We start from the raw sequence: 22,260 nt of genomic DNA, 5'->3' as shown, positions 1-22,260 counted from the left end.
ACAGATGAAAAAAGAAGATGTTTTACAATCCTTGAAACGTGCGGTTCCAAAACCTGTTATAGCCGGCAAAACCGTAGAGCAGGAAATTATGCAGGGAGGTACTGAACATACAAAGTATGCCGTGTTATCCTGTAATGATAATAATACCACTTTAAAAGACTGGTTAATTGCCAATAAACCACAGGTTGATAAATTATATACCACTTACGGTGCTGTTCTTTTCAGGGGCTTTAAAGTTGGCAATGAAGATGATTTCCAACAGGTATGCCAGTCATTTGCAGGGAAGTTGCTGGATTATACAGAACCATCAACGCCAAGAACAAAGGTGAATGATAAAGTATACACTTCTACCGAATATCCAAAAGAAAGGCATATTCCGCTGCATAATGAACATTCATATACTGATACGTGGCCGGGTAAAATATGGTTTTACAGCAGGGAAGCGGCTGTTTCCGGCGGGGAAACGCCTATTGCAGATGCTGCACTGGTATACCGGCTGATGCCGGTTGCCCTGAGAGATAAATTTGAACAACTGGGAGTAAGTTACGTGAGAACATTCCACAAGGATATAGATCTGCCCTGGCAGAAGGTGTTTGGTACGGATAGCAGGGAAGAAGTGGAGATGCTTTGTAAAAAGAAAGGGATGACTTTCAGCTGGAAAGAAAACGATGTATTACAAACATCCTATACTGTTCAGGGAGTAGCAGTACATCCTTTATCGGGAGAGAAAGTCTGGTTTAACCAGGCGCATCTTTTTAATATCATGAGCCTGGATGAGGTCACCAGGACATCACTGATAGAATTATTAGGAGCAGCAAACGTACCCAGGAACAGTTTCCTGGGAGATGGAAGTGTGTTAAGCAAAGAAGACCTGGATGCTATTGCAGCTGCCTATGCTAAAGCTTCGATTATATTTCCCTGGCAGAACAATGATGTGTTGTTACTGGATAATATGCGTTTCGCACATGGAAGAAGACCTTTTACGGGTAACCGGAAGGTACTGGTAGCGATGTCTGACCCTATTTCTCTGAAACCGGAGGTTACACCTGCCGGCGCTATAACTAATGCCCGCAGAAATACATCTGCTTTTTTTGGACGGAAAGCAAGACCTCAAACCGAAGAGTGGCTGCGTTACCGGCTGGCAGGTCTTTACAGGATACTGGCTATGGAGGGACTGGATGAAGGAATCAGTGGTCATATCTCCTTAAAAGTTCCTGGACAGGAAGATCTTTTCTGGGTAAATCCATTCGGATTGTTTTTTGAAGAGGTAACCCCGGATAACCTCATTACCGTAGATGGCAAAGGCAATGTTGTAGCAGGCGATTATCCTGTTAATGTTGCCGGATTCTGTATCCATGCAGCACTGCATAAAGGCCGGCCTGACATTCATTGTATTGTTCATACCCATTCTCCCCACGGCATCGTATATACATCACTCGGCTTACCTATAGCGCCCATCAACCAGACATCCTGTATGTTCTTTGAGGATCATGCTTTATATGATGAATATAATGGTCCGGTATTATCAGATAACGAGGCGCAGCAATTGCTCCATGCAACCGGGGATAACCATACGCTTTTACTCCGGAATCATGGAACGCTGACAATGGGAACAGAACTTGAGTCTGCTGCTATTCTGATGATTTCTGCAGAGCAGGCTTATACCACTAACCTGATGGCCATGCAATCAGGAACACCGCTACCTATTGCTCCGGATGTAGCCAGGCTTACCAGGCAATGGATTGCAAACCCAATGAGTATGCAAATAGAGTTTGATGCGTATCTGCGAAAAGCCGAACGTTTTTATCCTGATCTGATCCAATATAAACCTCTTTAATATTTTATGACTACTGCACTTACCTACAGGTTGTCCCCCCAGCAGCAATCCCTGTTGTTATCGTCCCCATCAGGTTTTAACTATAGCAAATTGTCTTTTTCAGTTGCCGGTCATTATACAGCGCAACATATTCAGGATACATTTATTTCGCTGTTGAACAGGTATGATATTTTTCGATTGATACTAAAGGAAAGTGATGAGGGAGAATGGTTACAATCCATGAGTGGTGAAACGAAAGTACTATTTACACAACGGCAGTCGCCTGAAGATAACGGTCAATCGTTTCTGCTGTACATATCCATGCAGGAGATTTCCGGTGGTACCATGATCCTGCTGGAAGCGAATCCACTGGCCGCAGATGTAGTCAGCCTGATGGTTTTACAGGAACAGCTGCTGCATATGCTGGAAGAAGATCATCAGGAAGAAGAGGGGATCGGTTACCTGCAATATGCAGAATGGCAATACCAGTTACTGGATAGTGATGATGCCACAGAAGCACTTACTTTCTGGAATCGTCAACACCTTCATGGTGAACTGATATTGCGTAATGAAACTCCTTCCGGAAAGCAGGCTGGCCAGCCGGAAGTCTGTACAACGTCCCTGCCCCTCCGGTTATGCAAGCAGTTATATGATAAAGCAAATCATATAGGCATCACACCTGAAACCATCTTTTTGGGTGCCTACCTGGAAGTATTGCAGTTACTGACGGATAGTGAATTATTTTCTGTTGGCCTGGAATGTTATGGAAGAGAATTTGATGAATTAAGTTCCACGGTAGGCTTATTGAGTAAGGTATTGCCCTTTACCATTAAAAAAGACCAGCCTGATCTTTTTCAATATGTGGATCATAACCTCCAGAATATTAAAACGTTTCAGTTATACACTACCTCTGATAAAATATATGATTATCAGTTTGGGTACATTCACACCGAAAATATTATAGAAACAGTATTTCAATGGATACAGGGAGAAAAATTGAAATGCCAGATCACAGAACAGGAAAAGTCTGTGGAAATTTCATACTGGTATAATCCTGATTATTTCAGGGAGGAAGATATCCGGTTGATGTTGAGCCTGTACGTATCCGTATTAAATGAACATGCAGGCCTGGCAGGACGCACGGCATTGTTTCGTCAGACCTTTGCTGAACAGGTAGCTGCCGGAAGGGAAGTAGCATCTGCTCCTTTCCTTCATGTAGTGGATGCCTTCCGTGCTGTTGCTGCCCGGGTGCCGGGAAATATGGCTGTGCGCTCTTTGTCGGGCGATCTTACTTATGATGAATTGAACCGTTATTCTGACCTGGCAGCAGCTTCTCTGGTACACAGGTACGATGTAAAAGCAGGTGATTTTGTAGGCGTAATGATGAACGAAAATCAGTGGCTGCCGGTTGCGCTGCTGGCAGTAATGAAAGCAGGTGCTGCTTATGTTCCCCTGGACAGTAGTAATCCTCCTGCCAGGATACAGCATATACTGTCGGATGTAGCTGTGAAATGCATTATTTCAGATATACAGGAAACGTCTCACTTATCAGTAACAGCCCTGTCCGGGCTTTGTCAGGATCATGGGTTACCATTAACTGTTTGTGATTTTGACGGCACAGAAACAGCTTATATGATCTATACTTCCGGTACTACAGGAAAACCAAAGGGAGTAATGATTACAGGCGCAAATTTGCTGAATTATACCAACTGGCTGCAACAGACATTTCATATCACCCAAACAGATCAGAGTATCCTGCAGGCATCCTATGCATATGATCTTGGCTATACAAGTTTATGGGGTTGTTTAACGGCAGGTGCTGCCATTCATATCGTTCCTGCAGCACACCGGCAACAGGCAGAATGGATGGTCTCTTATATCCGGGAGCAGGAAATTACTTTTCTAAAACTTACACCATCCGTATTTTATCTGTTATTACAGGCGGAGAATATAAAAGAACTGGCAGGTTCCGCTTTGCGACTGATCTTTTCAGGAGGAGAGAAAATTGATACAGCCGGTCTTACCCGCTTTTCCCGGATCAAAAAGGACATCTCTTTTGTGAACCACTATGGTCCTACTGAAACAACAATTGGTACGCTCTTTCATCTCATTACACCGGAAACCCTGGTGTCTTTCGGCAATAAACCTGTTGTAGGAAAGCCTGTAAGTGGAAATGAAGTATATATTGTGAATGATGAGGGTCGCTTTTGTGTACCCGGTGAAAAAGGTGAAATACTTATTGCAGGAGCAGGGGTGGCCAAAGGATATTATAACAGGGACGATCTGAACCAGGAGAAATTCAGGAACATAGTACTGAATGGAAAAACGATACGTGTATACCATACGGGGGATACCGGTTACCTGATGGGGAATGGAACTGTTTTCCTGGATGGAAGAAAAGATGGACAGGTTAAGATACACGGGCATAGGGTTGAGCTGGAAGAGATAAAAAGGGCATTACAGCAGCAGGGTATTACGGACATCTTTTTGAAGCTGATCCCTTCCCGGTCATTTGGAGAAGAACTTGTTTGTTACTATTTATCCCCGACAGAAATTGATAGCCAGTTATGGCGTAAAAAGCTATCTGAAACACTACCGGATTATATGCTCCCTGTTTTCTTTGTGAGGATAAATACATTACCGGTTACTGCGAATGGTAAGGTGGATTATACAGCATTCCCGGATCCTTACCTGGTAATCAATAAAGTAGCTGGTAGTAATGCTGTAATGAATGAAACAGAAACGCTGATAGCAACCACCTGGTCTGAAATACTGGGGCTTACTATTGTAGCATCAAGTGATTTTTTTGAATCAGGTGGAGATTCTATTAAAGCTATTCAGATAATAGCCAGGTTAAATAAAAAGGGACTGAAATGCCAGTTGGCTGATATCTTTGAATATACCAGTGTGCAGGCGCTTGCTGCTTTTCTGAAGCCTGAGAAGAGGCGTTATGCATTATTGCCGATGCAGGAAGCCATGTATTTCCATTATAAAGCATTCCCCGGCTCTGCTGCCAATAATATAATCAGGCATTTTGAAATAACAGGAAACATTCAACCGCATCATCTGCAAAGGGCCGTTCAGGAAGCAGTATTACATTTTGATATCCTGCGGCTCCGTTTTGCAGAAGATGAAAATTTCAGACTTTACTGCACAATTGCTGATGATCATGCACCTGTGCTGAACATCGTGGACTTACGGCAGTTCAGTGAAGAACAGGTTAGCCACACAAAAACAGCCTGGATCAATGAAGGATTTGACCTTACAGCAGGTCCTTTGCTCAGGGCTACCCTATTTCTGCAGGAGGGGAAATCACAGTTGTTATGGTCCTATCATCATATCATCATGGATGGCTGGTGCTTCCAGATTATTGTGCAGCAGATGATGGAATGTTATGAAGCATTGTGTAAAGGTGTTACACCTGTGTGGAAAAAGTATACCTCCTTTACCCGCTTCCTGGAGTGGAAAGGAGTTGCAGATAATACCGCATCGCTTTCATTCTGGAAAGAGTACCTGGAAGATTATACAACGGTAGCAGCACTGCCCGCCACCAACGGAAGTGTTACCAGCACGGTATATGACCGGGCTGAATATACGTTAACAGTACCGGAAGTACTTACCGGTAAAATAGCGTTATTCTGTCGTCAGCATAAAATTACGCCCAGTACATTCATGCAGGTGGCCTGGGGGATATTATTAGGGAAATATAACAATACGGCCGATGTCGTGTTTGGGGTAACTGTTTCCGGCAGGCCGGCAGATATGGAAGGGATGGAAGACCTGTTAGGTCTTTTTATTAATACACTGCCTATCCGCATCCATTGGAATGAATACACCAGTATCGGCGAATTGTTCTCCCGCATAAGGAATTACCTGTCTTCCATACAGGCGCACCAGCATCTTTCACTGGCAGAAATTCAGTCGTGTAGTGCACTTAAAAAAGATTTACTGGATCATGTGATGGTATTTGAGAATTATCCGCTTGGTACTGTAGACGAATCTGAAATAACAATCACTTCAAAAGAAGGATTCGGGCAGGTAGGATACCCGCTGGCCATTGTGATCTATCCTGGAGAAAACTTCATGATCAGTTTTATGTATAACCGCCATCGCTATACAGATACACTGATAGAAAAAACAGCGGCTAACCTGTTGCATCTAATGGAGGCCATCATTGCTCCTGATAACCTGCCGGTTGCAAAACTGGATATACTATCTGCTGGAGAACGCGCAGCATTGATAAAAGCAGGACAATCTGCCGGTGCATTTAATCCGGCTATCAACCTGTTGACTGCCATTGCTAATATATCACGGATTCATGCTCGTAACACAGCACTTGAAGATGCAAAAGAAATATTCTCCTATTCTGAAATGATGCAAAAAGCAGCCCGCCTATCCGGATGGCTGATAAAAACCCATCAGATCCGGAAAGGAGACCGGGTACTGATTTGCCTGCCACCTTCTGCAGATCTTGTGATTGCTATTCTCGCAGTATTACAGGCAGGGGCTGCTTATGTGCCGGTAGATGTGGAATATCCAACGGAACGTAAAATGTATATCGCATCCGATAGCGAAGTGAAGGCCATTATCAGTAGTGCGGGGTTTATTGAGGATCTGACGGAACAACTTTTTCCGCTCATAATACTGATGGAAGATTTGCCTGAGCATAATAATGATGATGCCGTATTTCCTGATATATACGGAGACGATATTGCTTATATCATCTATACTTCCGGCTCTACCGGAAAGCCTAAGGGCTGCCAGGTAATGCACCGCAATCTGAGCCATCTGTTTCTGCAGCAGAAAGCGTGTTTCGCTTTCTCAGCAGCAGATAAATGGATAATGGCGCATTCCCCGGCATTTGATTTTTCTGTATGGGAAATATTTGGTGCACTGGTAAATGGGGGCTCATTATATATTCCGGGCAGGGAACAGGTAAGAGATGGTACCACATTCCTTGATCTCATCATAAACAAAGGTGTAACTGTACTTAACCAGACACCGGCTTCCTTTTATCAGCTGACGGAAATCATGATCAGCACAACAGCGACACTGGAAAATACAGCACTTCGTTTGGTTATTTTTGGAGGAGACATACTGGACTTCGTTAAATTACGCAGCTGGTTATCCATCAAAGGACATGATAAGGTAGCACTTTACAACCTCTATGGTATTACCGAAACAACAGTGCATGTTACATGGCACCAGGTAACCGATCAGGAAATCCTGCATGCCGGCGGAGAATCCTGTATCGGTAAACCACTACCAGGAGTAACCGTATATATCGTTAACAAACAGATGCAGCTTTGTGCAGCAGGAGTGCCGGGTGAAATACTGGTGGGAGGGGATGGTGTATCTGCAGGTTATTATAAAAAAGAAGCACTGACCAGTCAGAAATTTATACCTGATCCTATAACCGGCATAGGAAAAATATATATAAGCGGAGACATGGGCAGATGGATGCCGGATGGAAATATCGAATTTTTGGGGAGGATAGACAACCAGGTGAAGATTCGTGGTTATCGCATAGAACCTGGTGAAATTGTTTGCCGCTTACAGGAACATGCCGCTATCAGGGAGGCTTGTGTTATTGCGGTAAACGTAATGGGAATGCCGGCATTGGTAGCCTATATTGTATTTAAGGATCAGGAGGTACCGGCCAGTGAACTCCGGCTGTTCCTGGCAGCAACTTTACCGGCACATTTTATCCCTCCATATTATATGCCTGTTGAGAAGATTCCACTAACCGGCAATGGAAAAGTTGACCGGGAAAAGTTACCTTCTCCTGTAAACATTATGTACGACTCCGTGAATATCCCCCCCCAGGATGACCTGGAATCTTATCTGGTTGAATTATGGGAAAGTGAACTGGGCATACAGGTTTCAACAGCAGATAATTTCTTTGAAACCGGGGGACACAGCCTTAAGGCATTCCGGATCATCAGTGCTGTTCAAAAAAAATACGACATTCTATTACCGGTTATTCAGCTGTATCATGACCCTGTACTGAAAGATTTTGCAGATACGATCAGGCGATATATTTCCGGAACTGAAAGTAAAGTAGAATCCGGTTATGTAATATTGAAGGAAGGTAACCCGGATAAAACGGTTTTCTTTTTCCCGCCGGCAGTAGGATATGCGATTGGCTTCAAAGGACTGGCCACCTGCCTGGATGATTTCCGGGTGATCGGCATTAACTTTATTGAAGGCGATACGATTGCGGAGATGGCTGCTATTGTACAGTTATTACAACCGGAAGGAGAGCTGGTATTCTGTGGTTTTTCTGCAGGAGGCAGTTTGAGTTATCATGTAACCTCCGCTTTGGAAGCTGCCGGAAGAATTGTAAAAGCCCTGGTATTTCTTGACTCCAGGAGATTTATACAAGCTTCACCTATAGATGAACAAACGATCCGTCAGATTGCTGATGAATATCTGGCAGATCCAAGAGCCATGGTACTAAACAGCAGTGTGGCAACAAAAGAAATGATGCGCAGGCATATTGAAAATTCTGCCAGGTTTATCCACCAGCTTTGTGATAGTGGTTATATTAATGCAGACATTTATTATATCAGTTCTGTTGAAAACAGGCATAATACAGAACGGCAGCAGGCCTGGCAGGAAATAACTGCAGGCAGGGTAATAGTTTACAATGGTTATGGTTCACATGCGGCTATGCTGGATCAGGACAATCTGCAACAAAATCTTGCGGTATACCGGGAAGTCTTTAATAACATATTCTTTTAAAACTATCTTTTTTTACCAGCCCTGTATTGGGGCTGGTAAAAAAAGATAAGTTTGATTATTTTTCAATCATATAATCATTTACCACCAATACATCCAGTCCTGTAGTATAAAACATGCCGATGGCATCTTCCAGGGAATGCAGGATGGGTTTGCCCATGATATTGAGACTTGTATTTAATACGATTGGTACACCGGTAATATCGTAAAATGATTTAATCAATTTATAATAAGCACTGTTCCACTCCTTTTTTACTGTCTGCAGGCGACCGGTATGATTTGCATGCACTACCGCCGGTATTTTTTCTTTCACGGCTTCTTTGAATATCAGGGTACGTTCCATATAAGGTGTTTCCTCATAGTTCTCAAAATAATCATGTCCATATTCATGAAGAATGGAAGGCGCAAATGGTCTGAATTCTTCCCTGAATTTCACATTCGAATTAATGCGGTTTTTCATGTCTGCCGGTCTTGGATCGGCGAGTATACTACGGTTTCCCAGGGATCGTGGTCCGAATTCTGCGCGTCCCTGTACCCATGCCACCAGCTTGCCTTCTGCCAGTTTAACAGCTGTTTCTTTGTGAATACTCAGTGGGAGGTGCCTGATCTTACTGATATTTCCCAGCTGTAACATTCTTTTAATGGCATCTTCCTGTATAACAGAACCCAGGTAAGGAGAGAAGAAAGGTTTGCTACCTAAGCGAATGTCGGGGTTATCTTCTTTTAAGGCAAGCATGGCTGCTCCAATGGAATTGCCATCATCTGCCGGTGCGGAGGGCACAAACAACCGGGCAAACCCGGTTTGTGAAGTGACCGTTCCGTTAAAGGAAGAGTTTAATCCGCATCCTCCTCCAATTACAAGGTTGGACGAGAGTTTCATGGATTCAAGGTCTTTCAGCAGCAACGTTGTCAGCTCTGCAAAAAATGTTTGTCCTGTAAAAGCCAGGTCTGCCGCTGACCAGGGACTACTTTCCGGTAAACGTTTAAATGCCTGTAGTTTGCCGGTAATGGTGATGATTTTTTCATCATCCGGATAATGTAATCGCTTATTGTCATACCAGCAGAGTTCTTTCAATAAGCTATGCGCCTCCGGAATAATATTGCCGTAAGGTGCAAGCCCCATCACTTTCCATTCCTCACCGGTAAACCAGTCAAAACCACACAAGGTGGTAATCATCTCGTAAATCCATCCGAGGCTTTGAGGACCTTTATGCAGGCTCACTTCTTTCAACTGGTCGTTCTGGTAATTAAAAAGAGAGATAGAACCACCTTCTCCATAACCGTCTATAATTGCACAGGCAGCATCTTCATAAGGACTACTGTAACAGGCATATGCTGCATGTGTATGATGATGCGGATAACTTCTGAAGCTCACAGCACTGCCGGAAAATTGTTGCTGAATAGCCAGCAGGCTACCTGTTCCGGCATTTTTCAGATATTGATGTTGCAGTTTCAGGATAGCGTAAATAGACGCCTTGGGAAAGATATATTTTGAAGGCAGCTGCAGTTTGGGATTAGTGAGTGATTTCTCAGAAAAAAAGTTCATCCTTTCCATCCTGTTCAGCAATTGCAGGTAATCCTCACTCCAGGAAGTTGCAATAACGAACGAAGCATCTTTATCACAATATTTCTTCAGTGTGCGGCCTATATCGAAGTTATCAGCAGGGCAACTTAATCCCCGTTTATATTGTAATTTTCTTTCTGTTGCTTCTGCAAAAAGCACTGTTCCCTGGTCATTCAGAATTGCAATAGAAGAATCATGAAAGGTGCTGGATAAACCGACGTAGTATTTTTTCATTATACGGTATATGCGTTTAACAGGTGGGCTATTTCTTCATCTGAAATCCGGCTGATTTCTTCAATCAGGGATACCGGCGTAATAGTTAAATCTTTGAACAGATGATCTGCAAGTAATGATAGTGACGGATATTGAAAAAAGTGTGATATCGGGATTTGAATACCTGTTGTGGCGGTAATACTGTTTTTGAATTTATTCAGCATCAGGGAATCAAAACCTGTTTCAAAATATGGTCTGTCTGTATTGAGGTATTCATCCGCTCTTAATCCAAGTATCTCCCTGGCAGTTTTCTCCAGCAGCTTACGCATGCCGGCTTTGTCCGTGGGTATTATATATGTTGTGGATGTTTCCTTTTTAATGGTCACCCAATGAGCAGGAATGTATGGGTGCAGCCATCCGGGAAAAGATTGTGTTGCTGTTGCCGGTTGTACATCAATAATGGCATATACGGGAGCTGCATTGATGATACTTTCCATTGATTGCAGGGCTTCGGGGCCTTCAAAAGAACGGATACCCAGTTGTTCAAATTGTGCAGTGAGTCCGGCAGTCATAGCAGAATGCTGCCATGGGCCCCAGCAGATACTTGTGCAGGGGAGTTGTCTTTCCCTGCGGTAACAGGCCAATGCATTCAGGAAGGAATTAGCAGCAGCATAATTGCTTTGTCCTGTATTACCCAGTAAGGACACGGTGGAAGAAAAGAGTACAAAGAAATCCAGTTGCCAGTCTTTACTTAACCGGTGTATATTCCAGGCACCCTGAACTTTTCCCGGAAATACCGGTGTAAAGCTTTCGGGTGTATGTGAGATCAGTAATTTATCGCTTAAGGTACCTGCTGTATGAATCACGCCTGTAATGGGAGGAATGGAGGTTGCTGCCAATAACCGGGCAAATTGTTCCTGGTCACTGATATCACAACAAAGATAAGTAATGATACATCCTTTACTTTGCCATAATTGCAACTGTTGATGTTGTATATCCGATAAGGTACTTCTGCCGGTAATTACAATATGTGTAGCACCTTTCTGTATCAGCCATGTTACTACCTGTTTACCAATACTGCCCATTCCGCCGGTCACAAGGTATGCCTTGCCTGACTGAATGATCAGTTCTTTTTGTGGTTTATTTCCAGACACTGACTGCATAGTTGGTACGAACCATTTACCATCCCTGATAACCAGTTGTAATCCCAGTTGATTAAGATGTTTGGAAATAGCTGTAAAAGCGGGTTCGTAATTCAGTTCATTTACATCAATGATGCTCACCGGCAGGTAATCCAGCTCAGTTTTCAGGGAAAGAAAGAAACCCCATAACATGCTGCCGCTGAGATTGACAAGTGTATTTTCCTGGTGTACATTGTTGGTAACAATGATCAATCGTGTGTTGTTTGTATGATTGATCTTTTCTATCAGGGGCAGCATATTCAATACTTCCTGCTCACTGATGAGAGGTAACTCTTCATCAAAAGGGTTGGACAGATAACAGACTGTGGTATCTGCAGGTATGACAGGAATAGCTGAAATGTGGGCCGTAAGCGCGGTAATACCCTGTATGGTGAGCTGGCGTCGCCAGTTGAGAGCAGTTGCCTTCAGTTCATCATACAATATCAGCATCGAAGTGATGGTTGTCTGCTCTTCCGGTAATAAAGCTGTTACAGGTGAATAAACAACTTCCTGTATGTTCCGGTTTTCAGCAATATGTTTAACCGGCAGGGGGGATGCCTGGGATCTTCCTGACGTCAACGGCAACCAGTATGCTTGTTTCAGAAAAGGATAAGTTATTACCGCCTGCTGACGTAACTGAAATCCGGGTTCCCCGGTTTTCCAGTTAACCTGTATGCCGGATTGTTGAAGTAGTGCAAGGCTTTCCAGGAATTGTTTTACGGCAGACTTCCCTTTTTTGAGTGAAGGAACAGCATCCGTTGTTTGCAGTGGTAACCCTTTCACCATATTGGTTAATATGGGGTGGGGGCCAATTTCCAGGCAGATCGTACACCCGGTTTCCTGTAATGTTTGAAGGGAATCCAAATATCTTACCGGTTGCAGCATATGTTCAGACCAGTAGGTAGGATCGGCTTGTTGTTCTGTAGTAAGTAGTTGCCCTGTTATATTTGAAATAACAGGAATGGTGGTTGTATAAAAAGGGATGTGTTTTGTTGTTTCAAGTAAAGATATTGCAGCTGGCTGCATGAGAGGTGAGTGGAAGGCATGGGATACATTCAACGGAAAGCAAAGAATATCCTGTTGCTTCATGTATACCCTCAGTTTTTCCAGTTGATCTGTTGTTCCTGAAACGACGGTTTGCTCCGCGGTATTCACGCCGGCAATATGTAACTGAAAGTTTTGTGCAGCTATCAGTTCCCTGGCTTTTGCTTCAGGGATCTGTAATGAAAGCATACCGCCACCTGCTGGTAATTCCTGCATCAGGCGTGCTCTTTCACTCACGAGTTGAATGCCACTTTCCAGGGAAAATAGTCCGGCCATGCAGGAGGCGGCAATTTCACCAATGCTGTGGCCAAGTACGATGGATGGCATAATACCAAAGCTTTTATAAAGAGCAGACAATGCGTAGGACAGGCAGAAAAGAGCTGGTTGTGTAAACCGCGTCTGATCTATTCGTTTTTCCGGGTCATCCTTTAAAATGATCTCTGTAATGGATATTCCGTTATTGTATAAACGATAGATCCGGTCGCATTCGTCTAAAACATTTCTGAATACGGGATAAGCTTCATATAGTTCTTTTCCCATGCCGGAATATTGAGAACCCTGTCCGGTAAACTGGAAAGCCAGCAGTGGTTGTAGCTGTTTTGTTTTGTGTACCTGACTGGCCTCAAATGTTTTTAATGCACTCAACAGTTGTGTTTTGTTATCTGCAACACAATACCAGTGGTATGCCAGCAGGTGGTTTCTCCTGTTTAAATTATAACAGCATTCACCAATATTATCCTGTTCCTGCTCCAGGGCAGAAAGTAATATGTCAACCATCTCCTGCAATGTATCCGGTGTGTGTGCAGATAACGTGCATATGTAACTGCTTCTGACAGGTGGCACGGAGGTAATCAGCTCAGGGGATTCAATTATCAGATGGGCATTTGTGCCGCTGAAACCAAAGGAACTGATTCCTGCCATCTTTTTTTTGCCGGCGGGCCAGTCTGTGGGTTCATTGACTACTTTTATATTACCTGTTTCCCAGGGGATAAGCGGGTTAGGTTTGTTGAAATGTAAATCGGGTGGCAGTATTCCGTGTTTGAATGATAACAGGACTTTTACCATTGCGGCAATACCAGCTGCCGACTCCAGATGGCCGATGTTGGATTTCAGGCTGCCAATAAGCAGGGGATGTTTTCGCTGTCCGGGTTGATAGGTCTCCAGGATGGCCTGTACTTCCAATGGATCGCCAAGTGGGGTACCGGTGCCATGTGTTTCGATATAACGGACTTCTTCGGGATCGATTCCTGCCGTCTGGATGGCTTTGCTGAGTAACTGACGCTGTGCAACAACGTTAGGAGCAGTAAGGCCGTTACTTTTCCCATCCTGGTTCACAGCAGAGCTTCTGATGATCCCTGATATTGTATCACCATCTTCAAGTGCTTTATCCAGCCGTTTGAGTACAATCATGGCACAACCTTCTCCACGTCCGTATCCGTCAGCATCTGCATCAAATGTTTTACACCTTCCGTCAGCAGCCAATGCCTGTATTTCTGAAAGTGCAATGGTGGTTTCCGGTGTGAGGATGAGGTTTACACCGCCGGCAAGGGCCATTGAACAATCTCCGGATTGCAGGCTCTGACAGGCATAATGTACGGCTACGAGAGAGGAGGAACAGGCGGTATTGATCACGATTGCGGGACCACTGAGGTCAAAGAAATAAGACAACCGGCCTGCCGCAGTGCTGGTCATGGTACCTGTGAGTGAGTAGGGATCAATCTTTTCCGGATTGTCTGCATACATATGTGCGCGTACATATTCACTATGACTCAGTCCCACGAAAACGCCGGTATCTGTATTGCGGATTTCGGGAAGGGTATATCCTGCATTTTCCAGGGCAAGGAAAGTCGTTTCAAGTAGCATCCGTTGCTGGGGATCCATAGATACTGCCTCCTTTGGAGATATACCAAAGAAGCCGGCATCAAATAGTTCCGGATGGGAGGTATAACTTCCCAGGTTGGTCAGCACGTTGCCCTGGCCTTTTTGTTCCCCGGGTTTAAACTGCTCCACATTCCATCTTGCTGCCGGTATTTCTGCTACGGGGTCAATGCCATTCATCAGCATCTCCCATAATTTTTCAGGATTATCAGCATTTCCGGGGAAGATTCCGTTCATACCGATAATAGCAACCGGTTCAAAGGTTGCCGGCTTTACCGGTGAGGATACGATATTGTTTTGTGTAGTGTTCTCGAGGTATTCCGCCAGTTTATAAATGGTGGTATATTCAAATACGATGGTAGGTCTGAGTGAAAGCCCGGTGATGTTGTTTAGCCTGTTTATCAGTTCGGTGCTTTTCAACGAATCAAATCCGAGATCTGTCAATGGCTGATCATACTGTATATCCGGCATATTGCATAATGCGGATATCAGTTCCTTCAGCAGTGGCAGATATTTTTTATGAACGGGTGGATGATGCTGTATTTTTTTCTGCGCAATATATTCATCTGCCAGTTTAGTGCGTTGCAGTTTACCACTGGTTGTTTTCGGGATACGGCCTATCTGCACTACATCTTTTACAATTAATCCGAAATGTTGCAGGATAATATTCCTGGCTTCTGCTGCAATGGGAAGGAATTGTTCTTCCGGTAGCCTGGATTGTACAAAAATAACGAGGGCTTCACTGTTTGTTTCATCCGGCACGCCAACGGCAGCTGTTTTGGTAATGGGGAAAGCCTGGTTGTTTTCGCTATCCAGTACCCGTTCCATATCATAAGGATAATAGTTAAGGCCGTTAATAATAATAACTTCTTTTTGTCTTCCTACAACGTACAGGTCTCCATCATGAATAAATCCGGAATCACCTGTCATTATCCATCCATCAGGCGAAAACAGTTGATCGTCGGGGCATTTATAATAACCCGCTGTTATAGCCTGGCCTTTCAACTCAATCTGTCCAACCCATCCATCGCTTAATACCTGGTGTTTTTCATCACAGATCCTGAAGCTTGCATAGTTAACGGCTTTACCGCAGGCTACGATTTCCAGTGAGTTTTCAGTTGTTTCCGTTACAAATTCAATGGCACAGCCTTCTTTTATACTTAACCTGTTTGCAAATACAGAAATGATGGGAGCCTGCAGTCTGTGAGAACTAACGATCAGGGTGGCTTCTGCCAGACCATACGAAGGTCGTATTACGGTACCGAGGTGTTGATCTTTCAGTGATGCGGCGAAATCATCTACAATAGGTTTGGATATTTGTTCTGCTCCATTATAGATCACTTTCATACAACTGAGATCCCAATCAGGATTGTGTTCTCTTGCCTTATATTCCTGGAGGAAGTATTTAAAACCGAAATTCGGGGAATAGCTGATTGTTGCCCTGTGCTGATGGGTTTTTTCCATCCAGATCATGGGATTCCGGATAAACAATGTGGTAGGGATTACTACAAGATTGAGGCCTCCCAGTATGGCCGTGAAAAAACAGCCTATCAGTCCCATGTCGTGCGTAAGTGGAAGCCAGCAAATAATTGTATGGTCAGCCGGCGTACCGCCTGAAAGGGTCAGTATTGCATCTGTATTATGTAACACGTTGGAATGAGACATCATTACCCCTTTCGGATTACCCGTAGAGCCGGAGGAAAACTGCAGGTAGGCTGTTTCATCCGGTGCCGCATTTGTATTTATGGTGTTTGTTGTTTCTTCAAATTCATCCGGCCAGAAAAGCAGGGATGGCTGAATTTGCTGCCACCATATTTTATCTGCTTCATGATGATCAGTAAAATATTGGGCCAGCCTGGTAGCTGTAGCATTATTGGTAAACAGGAATGGTCTGTGCATGATCTGCCAGGCATTCCTGATCTTTTGCTTGTGTTCGTGCTGGGAACCGGTAGCCAGTGGAACGGCAATAATACCGCCCAGGATGCAGGCGATAAGTGCTATAAGATATTTTTTATTATCCTCCAGCTGGATAATCAGCTCGTCTCCTTTACGAATGCCGTTTGCAGTAAAATATCCTAGTAAAAGCTGTGCTTCCTGCACAAACTGTCGATGCGTAACTACTTCCTCCTGTTTAGTGCCTGAAACAAAAACAATTTTCTGGTCTGATAACAGGGTACGCTGCAGTAGCACCTCGTTGATATTGGATAATTGAGAAAAGTGCTGATACATATCGATTGACTATTTTGAAATAATTTTACCATATTCCATTTCTATAATCCTATCGAATTGTTCTGCATATTTATCATCATGAGAAACCATCATAACCGTCTTCCCTCTTTGACGCAGGGAGGATAGTATTTCAAGGTAATAGAACTTTTTAAACTCAGGATCCTGGTCCGCCGTTACCTCATCCAGGATCATAACGGGGTTATCTTCCAGCAACACACATATTAAGGCCAGCCGTTTGCGCTGTCCGGTGGATAGTCTTACATTGCTGAAATTTAATCCCTCGAAATGTGTTTTATGTGAAAGAGCCATCAGGTTGATATACTCATTTACTTTTTCTTCATTGAGGTCTTTCACACCATATATCTTTGGAAACAGGTGGAAATCTGTAAAAATAGCGGAGAAAACGGACCTGTATTCTTCATTGTCATAAAGAGAAATATCTTTTCCATTATAAAGAATCCGGCCGGAGCTGGGATGATAGAGATTGGTAAGTACTTTCAGCATGGTTGATTTTCCACTTCCGTTACCACCTACAATACATACCAGTTCACCTTTCTTTAAAACAAGATCAATAGGGCCTAAAGAAAAGGAAGATTGATTTTCCTCATCTATATATTCATAACAAACTTTCTCCAGCCTCAGCTCCTCAAAAGGAGGGAGTGGTTGTTTCTTTTGAGTGGTATCATTATTCCGTAATGATTGAATCTTGTTTTCCAGTTGTTGTATGTTCTTAGTAGCGTGGATAGCTTTAATGAACAGGGGAATAGTGGTGACAATATTTTCCAGTGGTCCTATAATGAACAGGATAGATGCTGTAAGGCGGGTGAGGGTACCGGCATACAATGTAAGGAATTGCGGGAGTAAAAATACTACACATGCCAGTAATAAATAAAATACTATTTCGGAAAACATGAATCCTACTGCGAAGTGTAAACCGTTTTTTACTTTGTTATCTTTTCCTTCCAGTGCAGTTTGTTTAATGTCAAAATATAATTGTTCATTTTTTAATGAACTTATTTTTATTTCCTTAAATCCTTCCACGAGGTTTTCTATATGATCATAGAATGCGGCTTCATTCCTATTGGTCAGCATCATTGCCTCATTCACTTCTTTTTGTCTTCTGAAATAATAGGTGACCGCTATCACCAGCACCAGGATGGTAACGAGGAAAGCGGTGACAGAAAGGATCGCAATATAAATTAATGCAAAGAATACAAGGATGGCTGCCTGAAAGCCATTGATGATCATTGCCGCCGATTGAGAAATAAAGTTGGTGTCGTTGGAAACACGTGTAAAGATCTGGTCCTTCCCGATAGATTCCATGGATGATAAATCGCATTGCCGCAGTTTATTCAGTATTCGCAATCTGAGGTTATATACAGAGTTCTCGACTATCTCAACAGACTGCCGTAGAATATACCTTTTAGTAATGAAAAATATAAGTAACGCAACGCCAAAGGCTATCAGGTAGCGGATATTTACGGTACCTTCTCCGGCTGAATTGGCCGCACTGTTTAGTGTGGATAATAAAATTGCATTAACAAGTCCAGATACTATCGTATTAAAGATGATCGTCTTTTTGGGAATATCAGCATGCTGGAGAATCATATTGGCGTAGATCTTGAATCCACTCATTTTACCAGCATCATTTTTCTTTTGATCAGGCATATCTTAATAGGATGAAAATATTTCCCGAGGGTTGTGGGAATCCATTGTAAATTACGATCTGTCGGTTTATGCAAAACCACATATTTCGGTAGTCTTTTCTAGCGCTATATATTATTAAGATATTATGTGATTCAGTCGAAATCTCTGCAGTAGTCCCAAAAGCAATTCACCGAAAAAATCATTCATTCATATATTTCTTTACTTACCACTTTATTAATTATAAAGACCTTATCTGAAGTTTGGAAGAGGAGGTTCAATTTATCGTATGCGACGACCGGGACGGATTATGACTGGAGATGGGCGGAGCAATGGTTTCCGCATGTGGCTTGGTATTTATATGCGATAGCTGTAAAGGAATAAAAAGGGACACTGAGATTTGTCCAAAGAAAACATTCATGAAAGAGGGCATTCACCAATGGGGGATGAATACCATTTTCAAAGAAAACATTCATGAAAGAGGGTATTCACCAATGGTGAATGAATACCATTTTCAAAGAAAACATTCATGAAAGAGGGAATTCACCAACGGGGGATGAATACCATTTTCAAAGAAAACATTCATGAAAGAGGGAATTCACCAATGGGGGATGAATACCGTTTTCAAAGAAAATATTCATGAAAGAGGGAATTCACCAATGGTGAATGAATATCATTTTCAAGAAAAAGGGAGCGTATCAAAAGTATGATACACTCCCTTTTTTATAAATTTCTCTTTTCTATTTAGAGAGATACCTGTTCTTCTTTCTCTTTCACAATCTTCACTTTCTCCTTCCTCAACACTCTTGAATACAATGAAAGCTTTGGATTGAAAATAAACAACCATATCAGCTTAGACCATGACTGATGTGACAGCAATGAATCATAATAAGCCGGTGCCTTTGATTTAATCTGTGGCAGTTTGTTCCATGGAATGGAAGGGAAATCATGGTGTTCATTATGATACCCCACATTGAACGCTACTTTATTCAGCGGACCATAATAGCTATATGTTTCCTGTACAGGATCCAGCGTCAGGTAGTGTTCCTGTATCCAGCGTGCGCCCAGCGGATGTAAGCCTACTGAGAAGAAGAAGCTGGCCAGCATAAACACAAAAGCCTTGGGACCGATGAGGGCAATAATAGCTATATCAAAACTCAGCTGAATCACCCAGTTCAATACCACCCAACGGTCAAACAGTTCGATGTTCAAACGGGCAGTACGGGTTACCTGGAATACCGGGAAGAACAGGAACCACATCATTTTGCTCAGTGGGTTGTTGCTTACCAGGCGGGCTTCCCAGAAATCAGGCAGATCCGCATCCAGGTCATGTTCACCCTGGTAAGCGTGGTGCTTCAGGTGATATTTCTGGAAAGAGGCGGAGCTGGCGAAGATATGTGGCAGGTTGGCAATCATACCAGCCAGCATATTGGGTAATTTACCTTTGAAGATAAGACCGTGACTGGACTCATGAATCATTACCCACAGGGCATGGCTGATAAATGCACCCACCAGGTAGGCTGCGCCAAATACCATCCACCAGGAATGATCATTTACCCAGTATGATATGGCGACCTGTGCTCCAACGAGCCCAAGAATCAGGAATATGGTGTATGGATTTTTTCCTACGAGTTCCCTCATCTCCGGGTGTTCTTTAAGGATTTGTCGAACTCTCACATGGTGCGGATTTGGATCCGTACTCCAGGTAAAATCAGTAGGCTTGTTAGTCATGCGCTGTTTATAGATTGTTTGTAATTGTTTCTGATCTTGTTGTGGTATTCCGCCTTAAATTGTTCGCTCTATAGGTCTCACATGATTCGTCTTATTGGCATGGAAATACTTCTGGCAGGCAAAATATAAAAAATAATTTATATGCTATTGATATTAGTTCGCCTGGTGTCCAAAATAGTTGATTCTTTTTGTTTTACAAGCAGACTCACACGAAAAATATTTTGAGTAGCTTTCTTCGACTGTTTTTCGACCGTGCTATAAGCTTACTTCGACGCTTCTTCGATGCTTCTTCGACGCTTCTTCGATGCTTCTTCGATGCTTCTTCGATGCTTCTTCGATGCTTCTTCGATGCTTCTTCGATGCTTCTTCGATGCTTCTTCGACGCTTCTTCGATACTTCTATAATCTAACATTGATTTTCAAACTATTACATTACCAGTGCTCGGTAGTGTAGTTTGAATTTTAGTCAGGCCGATGTTCTCCTTATTTGGCTCCAATACCAAAAAAGGTTAGATTTGCATTCTCCCATTTAATTCACAATACTACTCCCATTATTTAATTCGTTGTAAAACAACTATTTGTATCCGAATACCGGCACATGGACATTTGTCATATGGCATTGTCATGCGAACTGGTCCAGGAGAGGTATGTGTATTAATTTTTACCTAATCGATAAAAACATATGGATAAGCTAAAACTGAAATTACAGGAGTACTATCAGCGTTGTCAGCAACCAGATTTGCGGACGAAGGCCGGCAGGGAAGAGGCCGGTGGTGCAGTTGTGCTGGAGATGGAAAATGATATTCTACTACAGTTCGGCTTGCCTACATCAAAGCGTTTTGTGCAGATATTGCATGACTTTGCCAGTCATCGTCAGCTGAGCGATCAGCTGCTGGATTATGTGAGTAAGAAGCTGAGAGCGGCAGCCCGCAGATATCTGCTGGCCCCGGTCGTGTCTGACATCGATCAATTGCAACAGGCTGCCGATCAAAAACGCAGCCCCTATGATCTGCTGCCGGAACTGGGATACCCGGTCAATGACTTTTCAATCTTCCTGATCTCGGAAATATTATACCGTCGTAATATGCCAGCCGAAGAAGTGCTGGAAGAACTGAAAAAAGCACAGCACGGCGATGTATGGGATGACCTGCTTTCGCTGAACAATGTCGTCAACTACACCCATCACGAGCTGTATAATCGCCTCCGCATGCAGGACCTCCGCATGATGGACGATTACCTGCAGTCCGTACGCCGCCAGGAAAAGGTAAAAGCTTCTAAAAAGGAAACCCCTGATACGGAAGGCTATACCCCTAACTACCGCATGGTCAGCAAAATTCTGGTGGAAGATATCGTATTTGATGAGCATGCCAATCCAAGCCTGATGGGCAAACTGAAAGCTGGCAGCCGGCTTACCAAGATCACCATCAGCATGGAAATGGCTGCCCTGCACATGGTACTGGTCAGTGCCGGCGAAAAAGGGGCTCAGATCAGCGGTCTGCTGAAAAAGAGTAAACAACACCCCCCTGTAATCGATCTTCGGACAGAACTGGGCGATGTACTCACACTGGACAATTGCTACCTGGAAGTCTATAAACCCCAGCACAAGCGTGGACAGCAATGGGTAGAAGCAAGAGATAGTGTGTTCTACCTGCACAAAATCCTCTCAAAAAAGGAATTTGAAAAGAAGAGTAAAGAAGAAGAAGTAAAACAAAAGATCCAGGAATGCCTTGATCTGATTGGAGGCTCCTATGGCTATTACCAGCGGATGCGTAAACTCGGTATTACCGATGAAGAAGCTAAGCTGAGAGCCGGTCTGCAGGATGAGCTGCTGTTTAAACTCAGCACCTTCCTCCATAAATTAAAGGACTAACCTACATTAGAGGATAACCTACATTAGAGGATAATCTGCATTGAAAGGGTAATCTGCATTAAAGGCTAACCTACATTGAAAGGGAACCTACATTGAAGGGTCACCTGCATTGAAAGGTAACCTACATTGAAGGGTAACCTACATTGAAGGCTAACCTGCATTAAAAGCTGACCTACATTGAAAGGTAACCTACATTGAAAGGTAACCTACATTAAAGGCTAACCTGCATTGAAAGGGACCCTACATTGAAGGCTAACCTACATTGAAGGGCTAACTTAAATTAAAGAACTAACCTTCGCACCATACAGATCAAAAAGGGGCTACCAGCAGGCGAGGGCACTGAAAAAGTC

The 22,260-nt window shown here is 43.3% G+C and carries 7 protein-coding genes; 3 read left to right on the top strand and 4 right to left on the bottom strand.

All coding sequences use genetic code 11. The annotated features are described in order from the left end of the window. The first annotated feature begins 4 nt into the window (after positions 1 to 4). Complete coding sequence (locus BW716_RS10190; protein ID WP_083722437.1) at positions 5 to 1,837, top strand: class II aldolase/adducin family protein; 1,833 nt, start codon at positions 5 to 7, stop codon at positions 1,835 to 1,837. A 6-nt stretch (positions 1,838 to 1,843) separates the two neighbouring features. Continuing rightward, on the top strand, positions 1,844 to 8,560 hold the full coding sequence (locus tag BW716_RS10185; RefSeq protein ID WP_083722436.1) for a non-ribosomal peptide synthetase: 6,717 nt from the start codon (positions 1,844 to 1,846) through the stop codon (positions 8,558 to 8,560). Positions 8,561 to 8,615: 55 nt separating this feature from the next. Here the strand turns inward: BW716_RS10185 and BW716_RS10180 are convergent, their stop codons facing one another. The 4 genes from BW716_RS10180 to BW716_RS10160 form a co-directional block, all read right to left on the bottom strand. After that, the gene (locus tag BW716_RS10180) at positions 8,616 to 10,355 is read right to left on the bottom strand and encodes a carbamoyltransferase C-terminal domain-containing protein (RefSeq protein ID WP_083722435.1); all 1,740 of its coding nucleotides are present in this window, start codon (positions 10,353 to 10,355) and stop codon (positions 8,616 to 8,618) included. Beyond that, on the bottom strand, positions 10,355 to 16,666 hold the full coding sequence (locus BW716_RS10175) for a type I polyketide synthase (RefSeq protein ID WP_083722434.1): 6,312 nt from the start codon (positions 16,664 to 16,666) through the stop codon (positions 10,355 to 10,357). The genes BW716_RS10180 and BW716_RS10175 overlap by 1 nt, the downstream gene beginning before the upstream one ends. A 9-nt stretch (positions 16,667 to 16,675) precedes the next feature. Further along, entirely contained in the window at positions 16,676 to 18,334 is a 1,659-nt protein-coding gene (locus BW716_RS10170) for a cyclic peptide export ABC transporter (protein WP_083722433.1), read from the bottom strand. Positions 18,335 to 19,054: 720 nt separating this feature from the next. Continuing rightward, positions 19,055 to 20,041 carry a fatty acid desaturase gene (locus BW716_RS10160; RefSeq protein ID WP_083722431.1) on the bottom strand — a complete coding sequence of 329 codons (987 nt, stop codon included), beginning with the start codon at positions 20,039 to 20,041 and terminating at the stop codon, positions 19,055 to 19,057. A gap of 681 nt (positions 20,042 to 20,722) precedes the next feature. Here BW716_RS10160 and BW716_RS10155 point away from each other — a divergent pair. Beyond that, positions 20,723 to 21,910, top strand: coding sequence for a hypothetical protein (locus BW716_RS10155; RefSeq protein ID WP_083722430.1), 1,188 nt, complete (start codon positions 20,723 to 20,725; stop codon positions 21,908 to 21,910). The last annotated feature ends 350 nt before the right edge of the window (positions 21,911 to 22,260 follow it).

Source organism: [Flexibacter] sp. ATCC 35208 (assembly GCF_001975825.1).
Classification (GTDB): domain Bacteria; phylum Bacteroidota; class Bacteroidia; order Chitinophagales; family Chitinophagaceae; genus Chitinophaga.
The sequence above is the reverse complement of the archived record's forward strand: the minus strand, read 5'-3'. Positions and strand labels throughout refer to the sequence as shown.

Excerpts from the sequence above, each read along its gene's own strand:
- BW716_RS10190 (WP_083722437.1), top strand. The coding sequence starts at position 5 with ATGAAAAAAGAAGATGTTTTACAATCCTTGAAACGTGCGGTTCCAAAA.
- BW716_RS10185 (WP_083722436.1), top strand. The coding sequence starts at position 1,844 with ATGACTACTGCACTTACCTACAGGTTGTCCCCCCAGCAGCAATCCCTG.
- BW716_RS10180 (WP_083722435.1), bottom strand. The coding sequence starts at position 10,355 with ATGAAAAAATACTACGTCGGTTTATCCAGCACCTTTCATGATTCTTCT.
- BW716_RS10175 (WP_083722434.1), bottom strand. The coding sequence starts at position 16,666 with ATGTATCAGCACTTTTCTCAATTATCCAATATCAACGAGGTGCTACTG.
- BW716_RS10170 (WP_083722433.1), bottom strand. The coding sequence starts at position 18,334 with ATGCCTGATCAAAAGAAAAATGATGCTGGTAAAATGAGTGGATTCAAG.
- BW716_RS10160 (WP_083722431.1), bottom strand. The coding sequence starts at position 20,041 with ATGACTAACAAGCCTACTGATTTTACCTGGAGTACGGATCCAAATCCG.
- BW716_RS10155 (WP_083722430.1), top strand. The coding sequence starts at position 20,723 with ATGGATAAGCTAAAACTGAAATTACAGGAGTACTATCAGCGTTGTCAG.